Consider the following 22,394-nt stretch of genomic DNA (forward strand, 5'->3'; position numbering starts at 1 on the left):
GTTCGACCACGGGGCATCCGTGTGTTCAGGTGACGCTGGTCACCTCAAGCTGCCAACCCGCTCAGGCGGGCGGGGATTACTTGAGGGTGACGGTCGCGCCGGCCTCCTCGAGGGCGGCCTTCGCCTTGTCGGCGGTCTCCTTGTTCGCGCCCTCGAGCACGGCCTTGGGAGCACCGTCGACGACGGCCTTGGCCTCGCCGAGGCCGAGCGAGGTGAGCTCGCGGACGACCTTGATGACCTGGATCTTCTTGTCGCCGGCGGCCTCGAGGATGACGTCGAAGGAGTCCTTCTCCTCAGCCTCTTCAGCAGCGCCCGCGCCACCGGCAGCGCCGGCGACGGCGACCGGAGCGGCCGCGGTGACTTCGAACTTCTCCTCGAACGCCTTCACGAACTCGCTGAGCTCGACAAGCGTCAGGCCGGCAAACTGCTCGAGCAGCTCTTCGGTGGTGAGCTTCGCCATGATGTATCTCCTACTTTGATGGGGTTTTTATGACGAGATCGTCGGGCGCTTACGCGGCCTCGACGGTCTCCAGCTTTGCGCGAAGGGCATCGATGGTGGCGGCAGCCTTGCCCATCGTCGCCTTCATCATTCCCGCCGCCTTCGCGAGCAGAACCTCACGGCTCTCGAGCGAGGCGTACTTGTTGACCTCGTCGGCGTCGAGGGTCTTGCCCTCGAAGACGCCGCCCTTGATCACAAGATTCGGGTTCGCCTTGGCGAAGTCACGCACGGCCTTGGCAGTGGCGACGAAGTCACCATGCACGAAGGCGACGGCGGACGGACCGGTGAGGTCGTCGTCCAGCGTCGTGATGCCGGCCTTGTTGGCGGCGATCTTGGTCAGCGTGTTCTTCACCACGGCGTAGCTCGCGTCCTGACGGATGCTGTTGCGCAGCTCCTTGAGCTGGGCAACCGTCAGGCCGCGGTATTCGGTCAGCAGAACGGCGGCCGAGCTCTCGAACAGGTTCGTGAGTTCGGCAACCGAGGCTTCCTTGTTCGCCATGGCCACTCCTTGTGAATTCAACGTGCATCGCGGAGGCGGTGCACGGCCTGGGAGCGCTGGAAGCAATGGGGAGAAAGAAAAGAGCTCCGGCGCAGTTGCGCGGAGCTCGGCCCGATTCACTCGGAAAGTCTTCGTCACACCTGCGCGGGCACTTGCTTTCGCAAGACTTCGGTCGCATTCACTCGCTTTCACGAGCGCGCACGACAACCAGCGGTCTTCGGCTCCGACAAGCGTAACGGATGCCCCGGGGTTCGCCAAATCGCGAAGGGGGCGCCCGCACGCGACGAGGCACCCGGGCCGTGCGGCCCGGGTGCCTCGGTTCAGGCCGGGGATGCCGCGCCGAGAGGGCGCGACAGCCGGCTCACTGCCGCACGTCGACGGTGAACGCCTGCACCGGTCCGATGTTGCCCGCCGCGTCGGTCGCACGGTACTCGACCCGGTGCGTGCCGTAGCCCGGCTCGCGCTCCTGGAACGGGGAGAGCGACATGCCACCCGTGCCGAGGTTGCCGTAGATCAGGTCGTCGACGTTCGTGCCCGTCGGCGTGAACAGGAACGGCGCGTTCGCGTCGGTCGGCCAGCCGTAGTAGTTGTGCCAGCCGTCGCCGTCGAGGCGGAACTCGGTGACGAGGGCGCCGGCCTGGTCGTCGGTCGCGGCCAGCTTCATCGTGAACGACTCGTCGACGACGTAGTGCGGCTCGCCGTTCTCGCCGACCGAGGTCTCGACGGGTGCCGAGACGACGGACTCGACGGTCGGACCCTGCGCGTCGACCGTCCACGTGCGCGTCTCGGCCGCGGCGCCGGGCCGCTTCGAGTCGCCGACCGAGGCCGTGACCGTGTGCGTGCCGACCGAGAGCCCGAGGTCGGCGAGCGCGAGGGTGCGCGCGTTGTGCGGGTTGGCCTGGCGCACGCCGTCGACCGTCCAGATCACGTCGAAGACCCGGTCGGCGCGGTGCGTCGTCTCGACGTAGAGCACGTCGTTCGCGCCGACGGGGCGCTCGGTCTGGGTCGACTCGGTGAACGCGGGCGCGACATCGCTCGCGGCCGCCCGGCCGGTGCCGACGGTCCACGACCGCGTCTGCGTCATCGAGGGGCGCTCGCGGAGCGCGGGATCGCGAACGAACGGCGTGTCGTCGACGACCGTCACGGTCACGACGTCGCCGGCCTTCGCCTTCGTCTTGGCGAGGTCGAGCTGGGTCGTCGAGTCGTGCGGCTTCGGCACCGCCTTGCCGTTGATCGTCCACGTGATGTCGAGCTCGTGGTAGACGGGGTGGGCGACGTCGATCGAGATGACCTCGTCGGCCGAGACGGGGGTCGCCTCGTCGGGCGCGTCGGCAATGAGCGGGATCTTCGACGAGATGCGCTCGGTCATGATCTCGCGCGAGACCTGGTCCATCTGGTAGCCGAGCGTCTTCATCATCGAGTGCCGGCTGGGGCGGAAGATGCCGGTCGAGTAGTACTGGCCGCCCTCGTAGGCGCCGATGACGCCGCCGGCCTCGCTCGGCTCGCCGAGCCAGCGCCACCACTTGGCCTGCTGCGAGGCCATCTCGTCGACGGTCATGATGGTGTGGTGCGCCGACCGCGGTTCGCCGCCGGTGTAGTCACCCGTGGTCACGCCGCGCGTGTAGTAGTCGTACTCGTCGGCGAGGCCGCCGAGCGAGTGGCCGATCTCGTGCGGCGAGATGAGCGCCGAGAGCGAGTTGCCGCCGCTCGCGGTCGCGTAGCTGCCGCCGGCTCCGCCGTACGTGTCGCTGTTGGCGAGCGCGAGCACCTGGTCGACCTTCGGCGCGATCTTCGCGTACTCGCGGGCCTTGGCGCCGTCCATGGTGATGAGCCGCTGCACGCTCTTCGGGTTGCAGCCGCCCCAGAACGACATCTTGAGCGGGGTGTCGCGGCGCGGGGAGTCGAGCGACGAGTCGCAGCTGATGCCGGACTCGCCCGAGATGATCTCGACCGCGTAGACGTTGAAGTAGTTGCGGTAGCTCTTGTACGGCTCGATGCTCCACATGGTCTCGAGGTGCTTCTCGACCTGCTCGCGGAAGAGCGGCTGCTCGTCGGCGGTGTAGCCGTCGCCGAGGATGACGAGCGAGAAGCGCTCCGACGGGTCGCCGGTGACCTGGATCGGAACGAGCGTCGAGCTGCCGACGGCGGGCTCGTCGGCGGTCGCGGACTGGGCGGCGGTGACCGTCAGGCCGGTGGTCAGCGCTGCGGCGAGCGCGAGGGCGCCGACCCGGCGCGCGGCCTGCGCGGGGGTGCGTCGGGCGGGGGGCGGGGCGAGCGGTTGGGCGTTCATGCGGTGGTTCCCTTCGTCTGGATGTGCCACGGCGCGGCGGGGGGCGGCGGCGTGGTCGGTGGGTCGGCGCAGGGGTGGCGCGGCGAACTCCGGCCCGCCGCGGTGACGGCGGGTGCGTGCTCTGATTGCCCGTGTCGGGTGTCTCACAGCCTAGGAAGCCCGCACGACGGGGTCATCCGCCCACTGTCGAGCAACCGCGGCCGGGGGTGCGACAGTTGTCGCACGGGCGGTCGGGTCGGCGGTCGGCGTCCGCTGCGGGGCGTCAGGAGCCGGCGTCCTCCTCGACGCTCGCGGAGGCCTCGATCCGGTGCAGGAGCACCGCCAGGTGCAGGCCGAGGTGCTCGAGCCCGTCGCGCAGGTCGACGCCGAGGATGCGTTCGATGCGTGCGAGGCGATGGTAGGCGGTCGCCCGGTGCACGTTGAGTCGGGCGGCGACGTCGCGGAGCCGGCCGCCGTGCTCGAAGTACGCCTCGAGCGTCTCGAGCAGGACGTCGCCGTCGCGCTCGTCGAGGAGTCCGGCGAATCCGGCCGAGAAGTCGGCCGACCGGAGGCCGAGCGCGGCTGCGGACTGCAGGCCGCGGTACACGCCGAGCTCGTCCCAGGCGATCGTGGGGCCCGGAAGCCCGAAGGCCGTCGCGACCGCGAGGGCCCGCCGTGCCTCGCGGTGGCTCCTGGCCGAGTCGGCGAGGTGGACGACCGCACCGCCGACCGCGACGATCGGGTCGCTCAGCGGGCCGTCGGCGCGGATCGCGGCCGACCGGAGGCGCTCGGCGACGACGCCGGTGTCGGGATGCAGGCGCCCGCCGTCGTCGGGCGCGACGACGAGCACCCCGTCGGCGGTCACGAGGGTGAGCGGTGCGAGACCCGCGAGCAGCCGTCGGATCCGTCGTTCGGCGCCCTCGAGCTCCTCGCGTCCGGGCACGCCCCGGTCGCGCGCGGTCAGCAGGTGGGTGCGGAACGCGGTCGACGGGTCGACATCGCCCGAGGCGACCAGCTCGTCGGCCGCCAGGAGCCGCTCGCGGGGCTCGCCGAGGAACAGCGCGCGGGTGCGCTCGGCCCGTCGGGCGGTCTCGTCGTCGCGCTGCGAGAGGAGCCTCGCCCATTCCTCGGCGAGGCGCCCGGCGAGCTCGCGTGCGCGGGCGACGTCCTCGGGCGCCATCACCTCGGGCTCCTCGATGAGCCAGAGGTGTGCTCGGGTGCCGTCGGGTGTGCGGATGGGCACGTGGAGCCGTTGCATCATGCCGAGCGACGGGTTGCGGGGCACGTGCATGACCTCGTCGGAGCTGTACACGCCGAGCCCCGCGAGCCAGGAATGCACGCTCGGGCCGGCGTGGTGCTCGAGGATCGAGCGGCGCCGCACCTCGTCGATGACCTCCGACTGCGGGCTGAAGGCGACGACGCGGTACCGGCCGTCTTCGAGGAGGGCGGGGCGGCCGAGTTCACGGGCGATGAGATTGACGAGCTGACTGACGGTCACCGGCTGCCTCCGAGGTGCGGCGCGCGGTCGGGTGGCGCACTGGGGGCACGCGTCGCATCCAGGCTCTCAGGATACCGATGGCGATGACCGGGGAATAGTTGACTTCAGTCGATAGTTGATGATGATCAACGAATGACTTATAGTTGACCGTAATCAACTTTCTGTGAAGGATCTCCTTTGACTGCAACACTCCCGAACGACACCGAGGCGACGCGTTCGCCGCGCGAGGTGTTCACGGCCCTGTCGGGCCTCATCATGGGCATGTTCGTCGCCGTGCTCTCGGGCACGGTCGTCTCGACCTCGATGCCCGTCATCATCTCCGACCTCGGAGGCGACCAGGCCGCCTACACCTGGGTCATCACCGCGAGCCTGCTCGCGACCGCCGTCTCGACCCCGATCTGGGGCAAGCTCGCCGACCTCCTCGACCGCAAGCTGCTGCTGCAGATCGCGCTCGGCCTCTTCGTCGTCGGCACCGTCATCGCCGGCTTCTCGCAGTCGACCACGATGCTCATCGCCGTCCGCGTCGTGCAGGGCCTCGGCGCCGGCGGCCTCATGTCGCTCGTCATGATCGCCGTCGCGCTCATCATCTCGCCGCGCGAGCGCGGCAAGTACATGGGCATCGTCGGCGGCATCATGGCCCTCGCCACGATCGGCGGGCCGCTGCTCGGCGGCGTCATCACCGACGCGTTCGGCTGGCGCGCCAACTTCTTCATCGGCGTGCCCTTCGCGATCGCCGCGATCATCATGATCCAGCGCACGCTGCACCTGCCGAAGCCGAACCGCGAGCGCGTCAAGATCGACTACCTCGGCGCGATCCTGCTCACCGTGGGCGTCTCGCTCCTGCTCATCTGGGTGTCGATGGGCGGCAACCAGTTCGACTGGGACTCGATGGAGAGCTTCGTCATCATCGGCGTCTCGGCTGCGGCCGTCATCGGCTTCGTCGTCACGGAGTTCTTCGTCGAGGAGCCCATCGTCCCGATGACCCTCTTCACGAACCGCACCTTCACCCTCTCGGTGATCGCATCGATCTCGATCGGCGTGGCGATGTTCGCGACGAGCGTCTTCCTCGCGCAGTACTTCCAGCTCGCGCGCGGTGCGACGCCGACCGAGTCGGGCCTCATGACGATCCCCATGATCGTCGGCCAGATGGGCGCCTCGATCGGCATCGGCCAGCTCGTCAGCCGCTTCGGCAAGTGGAAGGGCTGGATGCTGCTCGGCACGGTCTTCGTGATCGCCGGCGTCACCGCGATGACGACCCTGCGCTACGACACCGAGTTCACCCTCGTGTCGGTCTACATGTTCGTGCTCGGCGCAGGCCTCGGCATGGTCATGCAGAACCTGACCCTCGTCGTGCAGAACGACACCCCGCCGTCGCAGCTCGGTGCCGCGAGCTCGGGCGTGAACTTCTTCCGCTCGATCGCCGGCACCATCGGCGTGACGATCATGGGCTCGGTGCTCGCCACCCAGGTGACGACCCACATCACCGACGGCCTGTCGAAGTTCACGCCGACCTCGCCCGACGAGATCGACGCGCTCAAGTCGCTCGCGGGCGGCACGCTGCCGAAGGTCTCGGAGCTGCCCGACACGATCCGCGTGATCGTCGAGGGCTCGTACGGCCACGGCATCGCCGACGTCTTCTTCATCGCGATCCCCCTCGCGGTGCTGAGCCTCATCGCGATCGCGTTCCTCCCGAACAAGCCGCTGTCGACGAAGAACGCCGCGCAGAGCCTGGCCGAGGAGGCCGAGCAGGTCGCGATCGACCTCGCCGACGCCGAGATCGCCGCGCCGGTCACCTCGTCGCTGCAGGTCGTCGAGGGGCGGGATGCCGCGACCGGCGCCGGCCCCGAGGCATCCGCCCGCTCGTCGAAGACCGCAGGCACCGCCACGGCCGAGGAGGCCCGCAAGTAGCATGATCGCCATGAGCAGCCCGTCCGTCGACGAGGCGATCGCCCGCGTCGAAGATCAGCTGGCCGTCGTCTTCAACCGCGCCCGCACGGTGTGGAAGGAGGCGGCCCAGCAGATCCATCCCGAGCTGAACCCCGCCGGGTACAAGCTGCTGTCGACGATCGTGCGACTCGGCTCGTCGAACGCGCACCAGCTCGCGGAGCTCTTCGACATGGACAAGAGCGTCGTGAGCCGGCAGGTGCGCATCCTCGAGGAGGACGGGCTGGTCATGAGCCGGCCCGACGAACGCGACGGGCGGGTGCGCGTGCTCGAGCCCACCGCGTTCGCGATCGAACGGGTCGCGGTGCTGCGGGCGAAGAACCAGGCGCGACTGCACGAGGCGCTCAGCGAGCGCTCGGTCGCCGAGCTCGAGACCTTCGCCGAGATGCTGAAGGTGCTCGCGGAGGCCTGAACCCCGGGCGGACCTCCCCCTGCCGCCCGGCCGCGCCGAACGGACTCCCCCGCCGTTCGCGTGCAACGAAGGAGCGCACCGGGACCGACGGTCCCGATGCGCTCCTTCGGCGTCTCAGCCGATGCGAGCGAAGCTCAGCGCGCCGCGTGCAGCGACGCGTTCAGCGCCTCGGTGCCTCCGACGAGGGGCAGGTGCACCTCGGACGCGAAGGGCTGCAGCGAGAGCGTCGTCCCGGGGGCCGGGCGCACCGTGTACTCGCGGTCGCTCGAGAGCACGACCACGCCGATCTGCGAGCCGGTCTGGAACACGTAGTCCTTCGGCTGCAGGTCGAACGAGAAGTCGTACGCCGTGCCGGGCGTGACCGGAGTCGTGACGGCGTCGGACTCGCGGTTCTCGACGTCCATCCAGCCGCGCGTGATGATCTTCGGCGAGCCCGTCAGCGGGTACTCGACGAGGAGTGCGGTGAGGTTCGCCTTCGGGCGGTCGACCGCGAGTCGCAGCGACACCGTCGGGGTGCCCGAGAGTCGCATCGGCGTGCCGAGCGTGCCCGTGCGGTAGGCGAGGCGGTTCGGCGACGTGGCCGCAGCCGCGAGCTGGGCCGCGGTGATCGACGCGTCGTCGACGAGGTCCTCGAACGCCTTGCTCGGGTTGCGCGACACCGCGAGCGCGCCGACGCCGTCAGCAGTGGCCGCCGGGGCGAGCTTGAGCTTCACGTCCTCCATCGCGGGATCGGGCCACTCGGGGTACTCGGTGAGCGTCTTGTCCTCGCGCACGATGTACGCCTTCGGCAGCTGCTCGACGCCGTTGTCGACGTCGTACAGGTAGCGCGTGAACCAGCGGTTGAGCATCGTGTCGGTCGGGTTGCCGCCGTGGCCGCCCTGGTGCAGGTAGATCTGGTGCGGCACGCCGTGCGCCTTGAGCTCCTCGTAGAGGGCCGCGGCGTTCTTCGTCATGACGTTCCAGTCGTTGAGCCCGTGGGCGACGAGAGTGGCGGCGTGGATCTTGTCGGCGTTCGCGAGGTAGTTGCGCTCCTCCCAGAACGCGCTGCGGTCGCCCGTGGCGCGGTCTTCGTTCGCGCGCAGCTCGTCGATGATCGGCTGGCAGATCTCCTGGTCGAAGCGCGTGTACACGTAGTCGGCGAGCACGTCGAGGTCTTCACCCTGGTAGCCGCCCGGTGCGCGCACGGCGCCGTTGGCGCGGTAGTAGTCGTACCAGTCGGAGATCGCCGAGACGGGGACGATCGCGTCGAGCCCCTCGACGCCGGTCGAGGCGACGCCGATCGGCAGCGTGCCGTTGTACGAGGTGCCGATCATGCCGACGCTGCCCGTCGTCCAGTCGGCGGCGACCTCGGTCGCGCGGTCGGGCTTCGTGTAGGCCTTGGCCCGGCCGTTGAGCCAGTCGACGACCGCCTTGCCGGCGAGCGACTCGTTCGTGCCGCCCGAGGTGGGGCAGCCCTCCGACCAGCCGCTGCCGAAGCCCTCGGCGTGCACGACGGCGAAGCCGCGGGGCACCCACGTGCTCTCGAGCGAGCGCGAGATCGTGGGGCTCGTGCGGTTCGTCGGCACGTAGGCGGGCCACGGGTCCTTCGTCGCGGGCGGGTCGCCGAGCTCGTGGTCGACCGGCCAGTTCGTGACCTGCGAGCCGCCCGCGTAGTACGGGCTCAGCTCCATGATGACGGGCACGTCGAGACCGGCGGTGTTCGTCTCGGGCACCCGGCTGACGTCGATGTGCACGAGGTCGGGCTTGCCGTCGCGGTCGGAGTCGACGTCGCTCTCGACCCAGGCCTCCTCGTTGATCCACTCGGCCGAGTTCTTCGTGAAGACGGCCTGGGAGAGGCCGTCGACGAACGTCGGCTCGGCCGGCTCAGGACTCGCGTACGCCGGCGCGGCGGCGGCGAGACCGGCGCCGGCGATGACGGCGGTCAGCAGTGCGGCGGTGCGGGTCAGGCGTCGTCGTGCGGTCGTTGGTACCGCTGATGACATGCGGATGCTCCTTCGGACATGCCGGGGCCATCGCCTTCGTCCGCATCGTCACGGTGCCACGACCCCGTGACTCCTCCACACGCTAGGGGTGCGAGCCCGCGACGCGCCAGACATCGACGGTCTTTTGTGCAACAATCTCCGCGCGCGCGCTGCTCACCCGACGGATGCAGCGGCGAGCGGCAGCTCGACCGTGAAGACCGTGCGCCCGGGTTTCGACTCGACCGAGACGGTGCCGTGCTGGGCCTCGACGACCGCGCGCACGATCGCGAGCCCGAGACCCGTCGAACCGGCGCGGCGCGAGCGCGAGGCATCCCCCCGCGCGAAGCGTTCGAACAGGCGATCGCGCAGCCCCTCGTCGATGCCGGGGCCGTCGTCGACGATGTCGAGGCGGGCCCGCCCGTCGGCCTTCGTGAGCCGCGCCGTGACCGCGGTGCCGGCGGGCGTGTGCAGGCGGGCGTTCGCGAGCAGGTTCGCGAGCACCTGGCGCAGGCGCGCGTCGTCGCCCGACACCACGACGGGCGACTCGGCCGCGTCGACCGACCACTCGTGGTCGGGCCCGGCGGCCTGCGCGTCGCCGACGGCGTCGACCACGAGGGCCCGCAGGTCGACCTCGGAGTGGACGAGCTCGCGTCCCTCGTCGAGCCGGGCGAGCAGCAGCAGGTCCTCGACGAGCTCGGTCATGCGCACCGACTCCGACTCGATGCGCGAGAGCGCGTGCACCACATCCTCGGGCAGCTCGCCGCCGTGCAGGCGCGTGAGCTCGGCGTACCCGCGGATCGACGCGAGCGGCGTGCGCAGCTCGTGCGAGGCGTCGGCCACGAAGCGGCGCACCTTCTGCTCGCTCTGCTCGCGTGCGGTGAGGGCGGATGCCACGTGCCCGAGCATCCGGTTGAATGCCGAGCCGAGCCGGCCGACCTCGGTGCCGTCGTCGTCGACGTCGACCCGCTCGGCGAGCGCGACGTCGCCGCGGTCGAGCGGCAGCTCCGACACGCGCTGGGCGGTCGCGGTGACGCGCGCGAGCGGACTCAGCGCTCGGGTGACGATGAGCGAGCCGAGCCCGAGCGCGACGGCGAGCCCCGCGAGCGCGACGATCGAGATGGTGATCGCGAGCTGCGACGTCGCCGCGTCGACCTCCGCGAGCGGCAGCGCGAGCACGATCGAGACGCGGTCCCACTCCGCCTCCTGCACGGCGAGGGCGCGGTAGTCGCCGAGGTCGCCGACCTTGATCGAGTGCGGTTCGCCGTCGGCCGGCACCGCGGCGAGCTTCTGCGCGAGGTGCTGCGGCAGGTCGAGCACCCGCCCCTCCTCGGTGATGTAGCCCGCGCGCGGCTCGCCGTCATCGGGCACGAGGGCGGCGAGCGTGCCCGCCTCCTGGCCCGGCACGTTGAGCACGAGGCTCGGCGCCTCGTCGGGGTTGCCGGGGAACCCGGGCGGCTGGCCCGCGATCGCGACGTTCGCGCGCGAGATCGCCGAGTCGAGGTTGGCGTCGAGCCGGGCGACCGACGAGCTGTGGAAGACGGCGACGCTCACGACGCCGACGACCGCGCTCACCGCGACGAGCAGCGACGCCACGATGACGAGCAGCCGCCGCCTGAGGGTCCACGGGCGGCGTCGGCCCGAGGCGCCGGCACCGTCGACGGGTTCGGCGGAGGCGTCGGGGCCGCGCGTGGTCGCCTCGCGGCGGGCGGCGGCGTATCCGGGGTCGCCGGGGTGCGTCATCCCGCCGCCTTCAGCATGTAGCCGGCGCCGCGCACCGTGTGGATCATGGGCGGTCGACCGGCGTCGATCTTCTTGCGCAGGTAGGAGATGTAGAGCTCGACCACCGTCTCCTTGCCGCCGAAGTCGTACGACCAGACGCGGTCGAGGATCTGCGCCTTGGAGAGCACGCGGCGGGGGTTGCGCATGAGGTAGCGCAGCAGCTCGAACTCGGTCGCGGTGAGCTCGATCGGCTCGCCGCCGCGGGCCACCTCGTACGAGTCCTCGTCGAGGGTGAGGTCGCCGACGGTGAGCACCGGGTCCTTCGCCTGCGCGAGGGTGAGCGTCGAGCGGCGGATGAGCCCGCGCAGCCGCGCCACCACCTCTTCGAGGCTGAACGGCTTCGTGACGTAGTCATCGCCGCCCGCGGTGAGCCCGGCGATGCGGTCGTCGAGCGAGTCCTTCGCGGTGAGGAAGAGCACGGGTGTCTCGGTGCCGTCGGCGCGCACCCGCTGCAGCACCTCCAGCCCGTCGATGTCGGGCAGCATGATGTCGAGCACGATCGCGTCGGGCCGGAACTCGCGCGCGACCCGCACGGCGGTCGCGCCGTCGGCGGCGGTGCGCACGTCCCAGCCCTCGTACTTGAGCGCCATCTTCAGCAGCTCGGTGAGCGAGTGCTCGTCGTCGACGACGAGCACGCGCACCATCGACCCGTCGCCCTTGGCGATCGCGGGGGCACGGTGCGGGGCGGGGGGCGTCGAGCTCATGCCTCCAGTATCCGCATCGAGCTATGCGATTCCTATGCCTCGCCTGTGCGCACGTCGTGGGTTGAGGAGGCGCGCCAGCGCCGTGTCGAAACCCGAATCGGTTTCGAGACGCTCGCTTCGCTCGCTCCTCAACCCTCATGGGCGACGCATAGCCGGGCCAAAGTGCCGCCACAGCGTGCGCTCATACCGTCGGGCCGACCCCAACGACGAGAGGACCTCCATGTTCTTCACCTATCTCCGGCGCGAACTCGCCGGCCGGCGCAGGCAGACCGCGATCGTCGCGATCGGCATGGCGCTCGCCATCGCGCTCGTCATGATCGTGAATGCCGTCTCGACGGGCGTGCAGCAGGCGCAGGCGCAGGTGCTGCAGTCGGTCTACGGCGTCGGCACCGATCTCACGGTGAGCGCGACGCCCGCGGCGCCCGGCGAGGGCGACGGCCCGCAGCGCTTCGAGTTCGGCGCCGACGCCGGGCAGACGTCCGACGGCTCGACCTCGATCAGCCAGTCGCGGCTCACCTCGGGTCCCGGCTCGCAGACCTTCGACGCGTCGGCTCTCGAGACCGTGCAGGGCATCGACGGGGTCGCGGGTGCCGCTGCTGCGCTGTCGCTCGAGAACGTGACGTTCTCGGGCGAGCTGCCCGACTTCTCCGCGCAGGGCGCGCAGGGCGGCGACCAGACGATGCCCGGCGGCGACGGCCAGGCCCAGCAGCCCCCGCAGGGCGGCTTCGACGGCGCGGGCGGCAGTGCGTTCGACGTCGATCGCGTCACGGTGCTTGGCGTCGACCCCGAGGGTTCCGCCGTCGGTCCGCTCTCGTCGGTCGAGCTCACGGCCGGGCGCGGCCTCGAGTCGGGCGACACGGGGCAGGCCGTCGTCGTGCTCGACGACACGTATGCGACGAGCGCCGAGCTCGCGGTCGGCGACACGATCGACCTCGGCGGCACCGACTTCGAGGTGGTCGGCACGGTCGCCTCGACCTCGGCGGATGCGACGACCGCGTCGAACGCGTACATGCCGCTCGACCTCGCCCAGTCGCTCTCGGGCGAGGACGGCATGATCAGCGACCTCTACGTGCAGGCGACCTCGTCGAGCGGGATCGACGCCGTGCAGGCCGACATCGAGGAGGCGCTGCCCGACACCACCGTCTCGACCCAGGCCGACCTCGCCTCGCAGGTCTCGGGCTCGCTCTCGACCGCGTCGAGCCTCATCCAGAACCTCGGGCTGTGGATCTCGCTCGCGGTGCTCGTCGCCGCGTTCCTCATCGCGATCCTCTTCACCATCCAGGGCGTCACCCGGCGCACGCGCGAGTTCGGCACGCTCAAGGCCATCGGCTGGCCGGGCGGGCGCATCGTCGGCCAGGTCGCGGGCGAATCGCTCGTGCAGGGCCTCATCGGCGGCGCCGCAGGACTCGTGCTCGGACTCGCGGGCATCTGGATCGTCAACCTCGCCGGTCTCACCCTGGGTGGCAGCGCGGGCGGCACCTCGTTCGGCGGGCCGGGTGCGGGCGGCCCGGGCGGCGCCATGCCGGCCGGGGATGCCGCGGCGCAAGCCGGCGGCATGGCGGGAGGGCCGTTCGGCGCGAGCATGGCGACGCAATCGACCACCGAGGTCGTGCTGAACGCACCGGTCACGGTGGGCGTCGTCGCCGTCGCGATCGGGCTCGCCGTGCTCGGCGGCCTGCTCGCCGGTGCGATCGGCGGCTGGCGGGCCTCGCGCCTGCGTCCGGCCGAGGCGCTGCGGAGCGTCGCATGACCCGGATCGATGTGCAGACCGGCCCCGGCGCCGGCCCCGAGGCATCCGTCATCGCCCCTTCGACGAGCTCAGGGAGCGACACCTCACCGATCAGACCGAAGGGAACCCCCATGTACGTGCTCGAGAACGTCACCAAGCAATACCCGGGCAAGCGCACCGTGACCGCGCTCAAGGACGTGAGCCTCGAGATCGCGGCCGGCCAGATGGTCGCGATCCAGGGCCCGACGGGCGGCGGCAAGTCGACGCTGCTGCAGATGCTCGGCGCGCTCGACCGGCCCACGTCGGGGCGGGTGCGGCTCGGCGACGCCGACATCTCGCACCTGCCCGACGCGAAACTCGCCCGGGTGCGCGCGAAGGAGGTCGGGTTCGTGTTCCAGGGGTTCAACCTCATCCCGACCCTCACCGCACAGGAGAACGTCGAGACGGGGCTCGAGCCGCTCGGGGTGCCGGCGGAAGAGCGGCGTCGCCGAGCCGCCGAGGCGCTCGCCGCCGTCGGACTCGCCGACCGCGCGACGCACGTGCCCGGAGAGCTCTCGGGCGGCCAGCAGCAGCGCGTCGCGATCGCCCGCGCACTCGTCAAGGAGCCTGATGTGCTGCTCGCCGACGAGCCGACGGGTGCCCTCGACGAGGAGACCCGCGACGAGATCCTGGGCCTGCTCGAGGGGCTCTGGCGCGACCGCGGCCTCACGCTCGTGATCGTGACGCACGACTCGGCGGTCGCCCGGCGCGCCGAGCGGCGCCTGCACATCAAGAACGGCGCGGTCACCGAACGCTGACCGCGCTTCGGTCGAATGGGGATGCCTCGTCGGGATGCCGCCCGGCGAGGCATCCGGTTCGCCGTGTTCGCAGCTCTGGACAAGCTGGGCGACACGCCGTCGGGCGTACTCGACACGCCGCGCTGCCCGGCGGCCGTCCTCAGTTGCGAACACCGACGCGGCCCGGCGCGCGCGCGGCTCAGCCCGCCCGAGGGTGCCACGACGTAGCGTGGATGCGATGACCCAGCCGACCGAACGCCCCTCCCCCGGCGTGTACCTGCGCCGACGCCTCGTCGTCGGCGGTGCGCTCGTCGTCGTGCTCGGGCTCGTCGTGTGGCTCGTCGTGGCGATCGTGACTGCGGCGGTCGCGGCCGCGACCCCTCCGGGGCCGACCGGGCCCGGCACGCAGGGCGGGCGGGGCGTCCACCCCAACGCGGCCGCGCTCGAGCTCGACCCCGACCTGCCCGCCCCCGTGCTGCGCCAGCTCGAGTACGTGCGCGAGTACTGGGATGGCGCGAACGACGACTACGGCGTGCTCGGCGACGACGACTGCGTCAACTTCGCGTCGCAGTCGCTCATCGAGCGCGGCTGGGCGGTCGACGACGAGTGGTGGCACTCGACCGACGGCGACCCCTACGCGTCGAGCGACGCCTGGCGGTCGTCCACCCTGTTCAGCGACTACCTCGCCGCGCACCCCGAGCGCGCGACGCCCCTCTCCGATGCGCAGCGCGCGAAGGTGAAGCCGGGCGACATCGTGCAGTTCGACTGGGATGCCTCGGGCGACCGCGACCACACCGCCGTCGTGACCGCCGTGCGCGAGGACGACGAGGGCGACGTGCACGTGTACTACGCGGGCCACACCGACGCGACGTGGGACCGGTCGGTCGACGACCACCCGAAGCATCCGAAGACGAAGGTGTACTTCTGGAGTGTGAGGGGCTGACGCGGCCGGTCAGGCCAAGAAGTCGTACTCCTGGAACTCGGCGACCTCGGGCACCCAGCGGCCCTCGACGAAGCCGACGTGCGCCGGGTGCGCGTTGTAGGCGTCGTACGCGGCGGCGTCGGCGAACGTCATGCGGAACTGGTGCGTGAGGGCGCTCTTCGGACTGACCTGCCGCAGGACGGCGAAGCCCTCGACGCCCGGAATTCCCGTGAGGGTCTCGCGGGCGGTGGCCAGGAACTCCTGCTCCTCGGCCGAGCCGGGCTCGTGGACGAGCCGGAAGACGACGGTGTGCTCGATCGACATGCGACTCCTACTGGTTCGAGAATGCGGCGTCGAACGACGCGGTCGGGCGGGGGAAGAGCTTGGAGCGGATGAAGCCGACCGCCTCGGCGGCGCCGTGCAGGCGGTCCATGCCGGCGTCCTCCCACTCGACCGAGATCGGGCCGGTGTACCCGATCGCGTCGAGCGCGCGGAACGCGTCCTCCCACGGCACGTCGCCGTGACCGGTCGAGACGAAGTCCCAGCCGCGGCGCGGGTCGCCCCACGGCAGGTGCGACCCCATGATGCCGGGGCGTCCCGTCGCCGGGCGCAGCCGTGTGTCCTTGCAGTCGACGTGGTAGATGCGGTCGGCGAAGTCGACGATGAACCCGACCGGGTCGATGCCCTGCCACATCATGTGCGACGGGTCCCAGTTGAAGCCGAACGCCTCTCGCCGGTCGATCGCCTCGAGGGTGCGCACGCTCGTCCAGTAGTCGTAGGCGATCTCGGAGGGGTGCACCTCGTGCGCGAAGCGCACGCCCTCGGCGTCGAACACGTCGAGGATCGGGTTCCACCGGTTCGCGAAGTCCTCGTAGCCGGCGTCGATCATCGACGCCGGCACGGGCGGGAACATGGCCACGTACGGCCAGATCTTCGACCCGGTGAACCCGACGACGGTGTCGACGCCGAGCTTGCGGGCGACGCGCGCGGAGCGCATCATGTCGTCGGCGGCGCGCTGCCGCACGCCCTCGGGGTCGCCGTCGCCCCACGTGTACGGTCGCACGATCGCCTCGTGGCGGAAGTCGATGGGGTCGTCGCACACCGCCTGCCCGGTGAGGTGGTTGGAGATCGCGTAGACCTCGAGGCCGTGCCGGTCGAGGATCTCGCGGCGTTCGGCGAGGTAGCCCGGCTCCTCCTCGGCGAGCTTGAGGTCGAGGTGGTCGCCCGAGCACGCGATCTCGAGGCCGTCGTAGCCCCACTCGGCCGCGAGGCGCGCGACCTCGGCGAACGGCAGGTCGGCCCACTGGCCGGTGAAGAGCGTGACGGGGTGGGTGGCGGTCATGCCGGGTTCCTTTCGTCCTGCAAGGCGGTCAGGTAGCGGATGCTCCGTGCCGCGAGTTCGTCCTGCGAGGGGGCGAGCGGCCGCCACACGGAGGCGGCGACCGCGATGGTCGCGTTCTCGCCCGTGAAGCTCTCGAGCCCGAGCGCGCCCGCGTAGCCCACGTCGTCGAGGGCGTCGAGGAACGCCGGCCAGTCGAGGTGGTCGTCGCCCACGGCGCCGCGGTCGTTGCCGCACACCTGCACGTAGGCGAGGTGGTCGCCCGCCGCGCGGATCGCGTCGCCGATCGACTTCTCCTCGATGTTGAGGTGGTAGCTGTCGAGCGCGAGCCCGAGGCCCGGCCCGAGCAGCGGCCCGAGCGCCTCGAGCGCCTGCTCGACGGTGTTCACGAGGCTCGTCTCGTAGCGGTTCAGGGGTTCGATCGCGAGTCGGATGCCGCGGTCCTCCGCCTTGCGGACGACGGGGGCGAGGCTCGCCCGGAGTTCGCGGTAGCGCGCCTCGCGTTCCTCGGCATCCATGCGCCACGCCCGGCCCGTGGCCGCGGTGAAGGGGCCCGCGACGACCGGCGAGCCGAGTCGCTCGGCGACGCCGAGGCAGTGCACGAGGTAGTTCTGGGTCGCGACGACCTCTGAGCCGGGAGCGGCGACGAGGTTGCGACCGGGGCCCATGGCGCCGATCACGATCGGTGCCAGGCGATGTTCACGGAGCACGTCGGCAGCGGCATCCGCCGACCAGTCGCCGGGGTTCTCGACCGGCAGCTCGATCGCGCCGAAGCCGAGCGCCGCCGCCTTCGCGGCGAGCGCCGGCAGGTTCTCGTCGGTGAGGGGCGAGGCCCACACCCAGGTGTTCACGCCGATGGTGCGGCGCATGCTGCCTCCTTGCAGACGTTGCGGTGGTCGAGTAGCGAAGCGTATCGAGACCTGTTGCGAGGTCTCGATACGCTCCTTCGTCGCTACTCGACCACCGAAGTGGGGTCGTCGCTACTCGACCACCGTACTCAGCGGCTCACGGGACGATGCGGTCCTCCCAGACCTGCGGGTAACCCGGCAGGTCCTCGCCGCCGAACTTCGCGTAGTGGCCGTCGGGCATGTTCTCGTTCAGCGCGAGGTACTCGTCGACCTCCTCCGCGGTGATCGGCGACTGCGGCAGCACCCACTCCTGCGGCACCTCTTCGCCGGCGAAGATCTTCTGCGCGGCGAGGAGCGGCGTGCGCCACTGGAAGTTCGAGTAGACCGGCGCGAGACCCGTGAGCCCCGTCTCCTTCCACTTGCGGAGGAAGCTCATCTCGTCCTCACCCGTCATCACGGGGTAGTCGACGCCGGCGTCCTCGAACGCCTCGATGGCGGCGACGGCGCCGTCACCGGCGTCCATCCAGACGCCGTCGACGTCGCCCTTGGCGAGCTCGTCGGAGATGATCTTCTTGATCTCGGCGGGGTCGGCACCCGTGAAGTAGTCGACGGCCTCGATGCCGGCCTCGTCGAACAGCTTCTCGGCCGCGGCCCAGCGCTGCTCGAGCACGTCGACACCCGGCAGGATGCGGAGCGCCACGACCTTGTCGCCCTCGTCGAGCTCGTCGATGAGGAACTCGGCCGTGTCGATGCCCCACGCGAATCCGCCGATCGGGTGGATGAACGTGACCGGGCAGTCGGTCTGCACGCCGCGGTCGAACACGACGACGGGCTTGCCCGTGTCGCATGCGCGCTCGACGGCCGGGGTCATCGCCGCGGTGGAGTTCGGCGAGATCAGGAAGATGTCGCAGCCGCCCTCCTCGATGAAGTAGTCGATGTCCGCGATCTGCGTGTCGTCGGAGTCCTGCGCGTCGCGCGTCTCCATCTCGCTGATCACACCGGCGTCCTGCAGCACCTTCAGCTGCTGGTTCATCGTGATCCAGCCGGTCGTGCGCCACGGGTTCGAGATCGAGGCGTTGGCGAAGCACGCCTTCTTGGCGCCGTCGCTCGCGAACTCGGACGTGTCGACCATCTCGGCGTTGATGTGCTGGAGCCACGGCTGGCCGTCGGGCCCCTCCGGCACGACGTCGCGTTCGGCGTCCTGCTTGTCGAAGAGCTCCTGGTCGAACCACTCGACGGACTCCTCCGTGGCGCCGGCGTCCTCCGTCGGCGCGGTCACGTTGGGGTCGGTGGTACAGCCGGCGAGCGCGATCAGCGCGAGGGCGCCGACCATGGCGGATGCCACCGCATACCTGCGTCGCATCACGAACCTCCCTTGGTTTCGTTGTCAGCCCTCTGCGTCGAGGGAATGGGTGCAGGGCGAGCGGATGCCTCGGCATCGCGCTCCTCCGCCGGTGCCGGCGAAGTCTGGGTCGCCGCTGGGGGCGAGATCTGGGTCGCCGCGTCGGGCGAGGTGGGCGAATCGGGGCGGGATGCCTCGGCCGGGGCATCCGCGACCGGATCCGATGACGGCGAGGGGGCCTCGATGCCGCGTCCGCGGCGGCGCGCCCGGAAGGTCGTCGCCGAGTACGCGACCGCGAGGATGATGATCGCGCCCTGCACCGCGTCACGGTACGTCGAGGGCACTCCCGCGAAGTTCAGGAGGGTGAAGAGCGCCTCGAGGGCGAACGCACCGGCCGCGGCGGCGACCACCCAGCCGCGCCCGCCGCCGAGCACGACGCCGCCGAGCACGACCGCCGTGATGGCGGTGAACTCGTAGCCGCGCCCGACCGAGGGGTGCACGCCTGCGTAGCCGACGAGGAGCACGCCCGCGATCGTCGCCGACAGCGACGAGATCATGAAGGTCGAGGTCTTCACCCACCAGTTGCGGGTGCCCGAGAAACGGGCCGTGGTGGGGTTGTCGCCGAGCGCGATGATCGTGCGCCCGAACGGCCGCTTCGAGAACCAGATCGCCGCGGCGAGCACGATCGCGAGCACGAGCACCGACCACGGCAGGATGTCGATGACCGGCAGGTCGCGGATGCCGCCGCGCCCGATCTCGCGGAACCCGTCGGCCGGGTTTCCGGTCGCGGCACCGCCCGTCCAGTAGAGCGTCGCGCCGAGCAGCGCCAGCATCATGCCCAGGGTGACGATGAAGCTCGGCACCTTCAGGAACGACACGATGAGGCCGTTCACGAGGCCGATGAACGCGCCGAACGCGAGCATGAGCAGGAGCACGGGCAGCGACTTCGCGTCGTCCTGGCCGATGAGGTTGCCGGCGATCACGACCTGGGTGGTCACGACGGAGCCCATCGAGAGGTCGAACTCGCCGCCGACGATGACGAAGTACTGCCCGATCGCGACGATCGCGACCGGGGCGACGCGCTGGATGAAGCGGATGAACTGGCTCGGCTCCGCGAACGACGGGTTGATCAGCGCGATCGCGACGAGCAGCACGATGAGCAGCAAGAAGACGGCCCCGCGGGGGCTCACGAGGGCGCGACCGAGGTCGGCGAGGCGCTGCCCGAAACCGGGTCGGTCGGTCGTGACGGCGGTCATGCGCGGGCCTCCTCTCGCGTGTCGCTGCCGTTCGCGGGTCCTGAGCCGTTCGCGGTCGGCGGTGGCGCGGCGTTCGCGAACCGGGGCCTGCGCCGGTCGACCGAGCGGCTCGTGTAGACGGCGACGGCCGCGACGATGACGACGCCGCGCACGACGTCCTTCAGGAACGGGTTCACCTGCATGACGCTCATGACGTTGTCGACGACGGCGAAGATGGCGACGCCGCCGATCGTGCCCCAGATCGACCCGCGGCCGCCCATGAGGAGCGTGCCGCCGAGCACGACCGCGGCGATCGAGAGCAGGTCGTACCCGCCCTGCGTGCCGACGACGGGGCTGCCGACGCCGAGCCGGCTCGCGAGCAGCAGCCCGGCGAGCGCCGCGGTGATCGAGCAGAGCACGTGGGCGACGATGAGGGGCCGCGCGGTGCGGATGCCCGAGAGCCGAGCGACCTGCTCGTTGCCGCCGACGGCGAACATGTGGTTGCCGGTGCGGGTGCGGGCGAGGAAGAAGGCGCCCGCCACCGCGACGAGCAGCATGAGCAGCGTCGAGATCGGGATCGGCCCGATGCCCGTCGCGCCGATGAGCTGGAACTCCCACGGCACCTGTCCGCTCGTGCCCTTGTAGTTCGAGTCGAGGTAGCCCTTGATGATGAGCCCCGTGCCGAGCGTCGCGATGAAGCCGTTCACCTTGAGCTTCGTGACGATGAGCCCGTTCGCGAGCCCGATGACGGCGGCGACCACGAGCACGGCGACGATCGCGAGCGGGATGTTCGCCGGGTTGCCGGCCATGAGGTCGGCGGCGATGAGGCTCGACAGGCTGACGACGTAGGGCACCGAGAGGTCGAGCGATGCGCACAGGATCACGAGCGTCTGCCCGATCGCGACGAACCCGAGCACGCTCATGCCGGTGAGGATGTCGCGGATGTTGCCGGCGCTGAAGAAGTTGCGGCCGACCGACGCGACGAGGATCGCGCCGACGATGATCACGGCGACGAGGGCGATGCCGACGATGAGGCTCGCGTCGAGCCGGCGGCGGCGCGGTGCCGTGCGGCGCACCGAGGCGGGGGTCGTGGTGCTCATCGCAGCTCCTCCCCGCCGACGCGCAGAGTGCCGGTCGCGGCGCCGAGGATGGTGGCCTCGTCGCTGCGGGCGGGCAGCTCGGCCGATGCCCGGCCGTCGTGCATGACGATGATGCGATCGGACATGCCGATCACCTCGGGCAGCTCGGAGGAGATCATGAGGATGGCGACCCCTTCGTTCGCGAGTCGGCGCATGAGCGTGTAGACGGCGACCTTGGCGCCGACGTCGATGCCGCGGGTGGGTTCGTCGAGGAGCACGACGCGCGGCTTCGTGGCGAGCCACTTCGCCAGCACGACCTTCTGCTGGTTGCCGCCGGAGAGGTACTGCACCTCCTGGTCGAGTCCTCGCGACGAGAGCTCGAGCGACGAGAGCACGCCCGGCAGTTCGCGCCGCGTCTCGCGGGTGCGCCGCGAGAACACCGACCGGATGACGAGCAGGGCGTTGTCGGCGATCGACTGGTTGAGGGCGAGCCCCTGCGCCTTGCGGTCCTCGGTGATGAGGGCGACGCCGCGCTTGACCGCCTGGCGGGCCGACGAGATCTGCACGGCCTGCCCGTCGAGTCGCAGCTCGCCGCGCGTGAACGGCGCGATGCCGAACACCGCCTCGACGAGCTCGGTGCGACCCGAGCCCTGCAGGCCCGCGACGCCGACGATCTCGCCGGCGCGGAGCGTGAGGTCGACGCCGTCGACGTAGGCGTTGCCGGCGCCCCGCAGCTCGAGTCGCGGCTCACCGACGACGGTGCCGGGTTCGGGGTCGGGGAAGTACGCGGAGATCGGGCGGCCGACCATCCGCCGCACGAGCTCGTCGGTGTCGAGCTCGGCAGCCGGACCGCTCGACACGAGCGCGCCGTCCTTCAGCACGGTGATCGTGTCGCAGAGGTCGAAGATCTCCTTGAGCCGGTGCGAGACGTAGAGGATCGCGACGCCGCGCGCCTGCAGGCGCCGCACGATCGCGTAGAGCAGCTCGACCTCGTGGTCGGCGAGGGCCGCGGTCGGCTCGTCCATCTGGATGACCCGGGCGTCGACCGAGAGCGCCTTCACGATCTCGACGATCTGCTGCTCGGCGACCGTGAGGGTCCTGACCGGGGCATCCGCGTCGATCGAGTCGATGCCGAGCTCCGCGAGCAGCGAGCGGGTCTCGGCGAGCATCGCCTTGCGGTCGACGAGACCGCGACGCTTGGGCTCACGGCCGAGGAAGACGTTCTGCGCGACCGTGCGCTCGGGCAGCAGGTTGAACTCCTGGAAGACCGTGGCGAGTCCGGCGCGAGCGGCCTGCACGGGGTGCGTGAAGGCGACCTCCTCGCCGCCGAGGCGCACCGTGCCCGCGTCGCGCTCGTAGACGCCCGCGAGGATCTTCATGAAGGTCGACTTGCCCGCGCCGTTCTCGCCGACGAGCCCGTGCACCTCGCCGGCGCGCAGGGTGAGCCCCACGCCGCGCAGCACGGTCACGCCGAAGAACGACTTCTCGAGGCCGTCGGCGACGAGCACGGGCGCTCCCGGCGCTGCCGCGGAGCCGGGCGCCTGCGCCGACGGGGCCAT

Annotated in this window: 19 protein-coding genes; 5 read left to right on the forward strand and 14 right to left on the reverse strand. The window is 70.9% G+C overall.

Annotated features, from left to right (window positions below):
• Window positions 1–76: 76 nt before the first annotated feature.
• The 4 genes from rplL to MUN74_RS05360 form a co-directional block, all read right to left on the reverse strand.
• Window positions 77–460, reverse strand: coding sequence for a 50S ribosomal protein L7/L12 (gene rplL / locus MUN74_RS05345; protein ID WP_244855396.1), 384 nt, complete (start codon window positions 458–460; stop codon window positions 77–79).
• A gap of 49 nt (window positions 461–509) precedes the next feature.
• Window positions 510–998, reverse strand: a complete 489-nt coding sequence (gene rplJ, locus MUN74_RS05350; RefSeq protein ID WP_244855397.1) for a 50S ribosomal protein L10 — start codon at window positions 996–998, stop codon at window positions 510–512.
• A gap of 361 nt (window positions 999–1,359) precedes the next feature.
• The gene (locus tag MUN74_RS05355) at window positions 1,360–3,288 is read right to left on the reverse strand and encodes a M64 family metallopeptidase (RefSeq protein WP_244855398.1); all 1,929 of its coding nucleotides are present in this window, start codon (window positions 3,286–3,288) and stop codon (window positions 1,360–1,362) included.
• Between the two features lie 262 nt (window positions 3,289–3,550).
• Window positions 3,551–4,765 (reverse strand): PucR family transcriptional regulator, encoded by a 1,215-nt coding sequence (locus MUN74_RS05360; protein WP_244855399.1) that lies wholly within the window; start codon window positions 4,763–4,765, stop codon window positions 3,551–3,553.
• A 255-nt stretch (window positions 4,766–5,020) separates the two neighbouring features.
• On the opposite strand from MUN74_RS05360, the gene MUN74_RS05365 reads away from it, so the two are divergent.
• Together MUN74_RS05365 and MUN74_RS05370 are read left to right on the forward strand one after the other, a co-directional pair.
• Window positions 5,021–6,673, forward strand: a complete 1,653-nt coding sequence (locus MUN74_RS05365; RefSeq protein WP_454665267.1) for an MDR family MFS transporter — start codon at window positions 5,021–5,023, stop codon at window positions 6,671–6,673.
• Window positions 6,674–6,683: 10 nt separating this feature from the next.
• Window positions 6,684–7,121 (forward strand): MarR family winged helix-turn-helix transcriptional regulator, encoded by a 438-nt coding sequence (locus MUN74_RS05370; protein ID WP_244855401.1) that lies wholly within the window; start codon window positions 6,684–6,686, stop codon window positions 7,119–7,121.
• Window positions 7,122–7,255: 134 nt separating this feature from the next.
• On the opposite strand, the gene MUN74_RS05375 is transcribed toward MUN74_RS05370, so the two are convergent.
• The 3 genes from MUN74_RS05375 to MUN74_RS05385 form a co-directional block, all read right to left on the reverse strand.
• Complete coding sequence (locus MUN74_RS05375) at window positions 7,256–9,103, reverse strand: Xaa-Pro dipeptidyl-peptidase (RefSeq protein WP_244855402.1); 1,848 nt, start codon at window positions 9,101–9,103, stop codon at window positions 7,256–7,258.
• A gap of 153 nt (window positions 9,104–9,256) precedes the next feature.
• The gene (locus tag MUN74_RS05380) at window positions 9,257–10,822 is read right to left on the reverse strand and encodes a sensor histidine kinase (RefSeq protein WP_244855403.1); all 1,566 of its coding nucleotides are present in this window, start codon (window positions 10,820–10,822) and stop codon (window positions 9,257–9,259) included.
• Entirely contained in the window at window positions 10,819–11,565 is a 747-nt protein-coding gene (locus tag MUN74_RS05385; protein ID WP_244855404.1) for a response regulator transcription factor, read from the reverse strand. The genes MUN74_RS05380 and MUN74_RS05385 overlap by 4 nt, the downstream gene beginning before the upstream one ends.
• Before the next feature lie 220 nt (window positions 11,566–11,785).
• Here MUN74_RS05385 and MUN74_RS05390 point away from each other — a divergent pair, with 220 nt between their 5' ends.
• The 3 genes from MUN74_RS05390 (at window position 11,786) to MUN74_RS05400 (ending at window position 15,013) form a co-directional block, all read left to right on the forward strand.
• A complete protein-coding gene (locus MUN74_RS05390; RefSeq protein ID WP_244855405.1) occupies window positions 11,786–13,315 on the forward strand; it encodes an ABC transporter permease in 1,530 nt (509 codons plus the stop codon).
• A 110-nt stretch (window positions 13,316–13,425) separates the two neighbouring features.
• Window positions 13,426–14,091: an ABC transporter ATP-binding protein gene (locus MUN74_RS05395; protein WP_244856357.1), complete on the forward strand. Its 666-nt coding sequence runs from the start codon at window positions 13,426–13,428 to the stop codon at window positions 14,089–14,091.
• 217 nt (window positions 14,092–14,308) lie between these two features.
• Window positions 14,309–15,013, forward strand: coding sequence for an amidase domain-containing protein (locus MUN74_RS05400; protein WP_244855406.1), 705 nt, complete (start codon window positions 14,309–14,311; stop codon window positions 15,011–15,013).
• Window positions 15,014–15,022: 9 nt separating this feature from the next.
• On the opposite strand, the gene MUN74_RS05405 is transcribed toward MUN74_RS05400, so the two are convergent.
• The 7 genes from MUN74_RS05405 to MUN74_RS05435 all read right to left on the reverse strand — a co-directional run bounded on the left by MUN74_RS05405 (window position 15,023) and on the right by MUN74_RS05435 (window position 22,394).
• On the reverse strand, window positions 15,023–15,316 hold the full coding sequence (locus tag MUN74_RS05405) for a Dabb family protein (protein ID WP_244855407.1): 294 nt from the start codon (window positions 15,314–15,316) through the stop codon (window positions 15,023–15,025).
• Between the two features lie 7 nt (window positions 15,317–15,323).
• Window positions 15,324–16,334, reverse strand: coding sequence for a sugar phosphate isomerase/epimerase family protein (locus MUN74_RS05410; protein WP_244855408.1), 1,011 nt, complete (start codon window positions 16,332–16,334; stop codon window positions 15,324–15,326).
• Entirely contained in the window at window positions 16,331–17,200 is an 870-nt protein-coding gene (locus MUN74_RS05415) for a sugar phosphate isomerase/epimerase family protein (protein ID WP_244855409.1), read from the reverse strand. Before MUN74_RS05415 ends, MUN74_RS05410 begins: the two co-directional genes overlap by 4 nt.
• Before the next feature lie 136 nt (window positions 17,201–17,336).
• Complete coding sequence (locus MUN74_RS05420; RefSeq protein ID WP_244855410.1) at window positions 17,337–18,542, reverse strand: substrate-binding domain-containing protein; 1,206 nt, start codon at window positions 18,540–18,542, stop codon at window positions 17,337–17,339.
• Window positions 18,542–19,777: an ABC transporter permease subunit gene (locus MUN74_RS05425; RefSeq protein ID WP_244855411.1), complete on the reverse strand. Its 1,236-nt coding sequence runs from the start codon at window positions 19,775–19,777 to the stop codon at window positions 18,542–18,544. Before MUN74_RS05425 ends, MUN74_RS05420 begins: the two co-directional genes overlap by 1 nt.
• Window positions 19,774–20,856 (reverse strand): ABC transporter permease, encoded by a 1,083-nt coding sequence (locus MUN74_RS05430; RefSeq protein WP_244855412.1) that lies wholly within the window; start codon window positions 20,854–20,856, stop codon window positions 19,774–19,776. Before MUN74_RS05430 ends, MUN74_RS05425 begins: the two co-directional genes overlap by 4 nt.
• Window positions 20,853–22,394, reverse strand: a complete 1,542-nt coding sequence (locus MUN74_RS05435; RefSeq protein ID WP_244856358.1) for a sugar ABC transporter ATP-binding protein — start codon at window positions 22,392–22,394, stop codon at window positions 20,853–20,855. The genes MUN74_RS05430 and MUN74_RS05435 overlap by 4 nt, the downstream gene beginning before the upstream one ends.

The organism is Agromyces sp. H17E-10 (genome assembly GCF_022919715.1).
Classification (GTDB): domain Bacteria; phylum Actinomycetota; class Actinomycetes; order Actinomycetales; family Microbacteriaceae; genus Agromyces.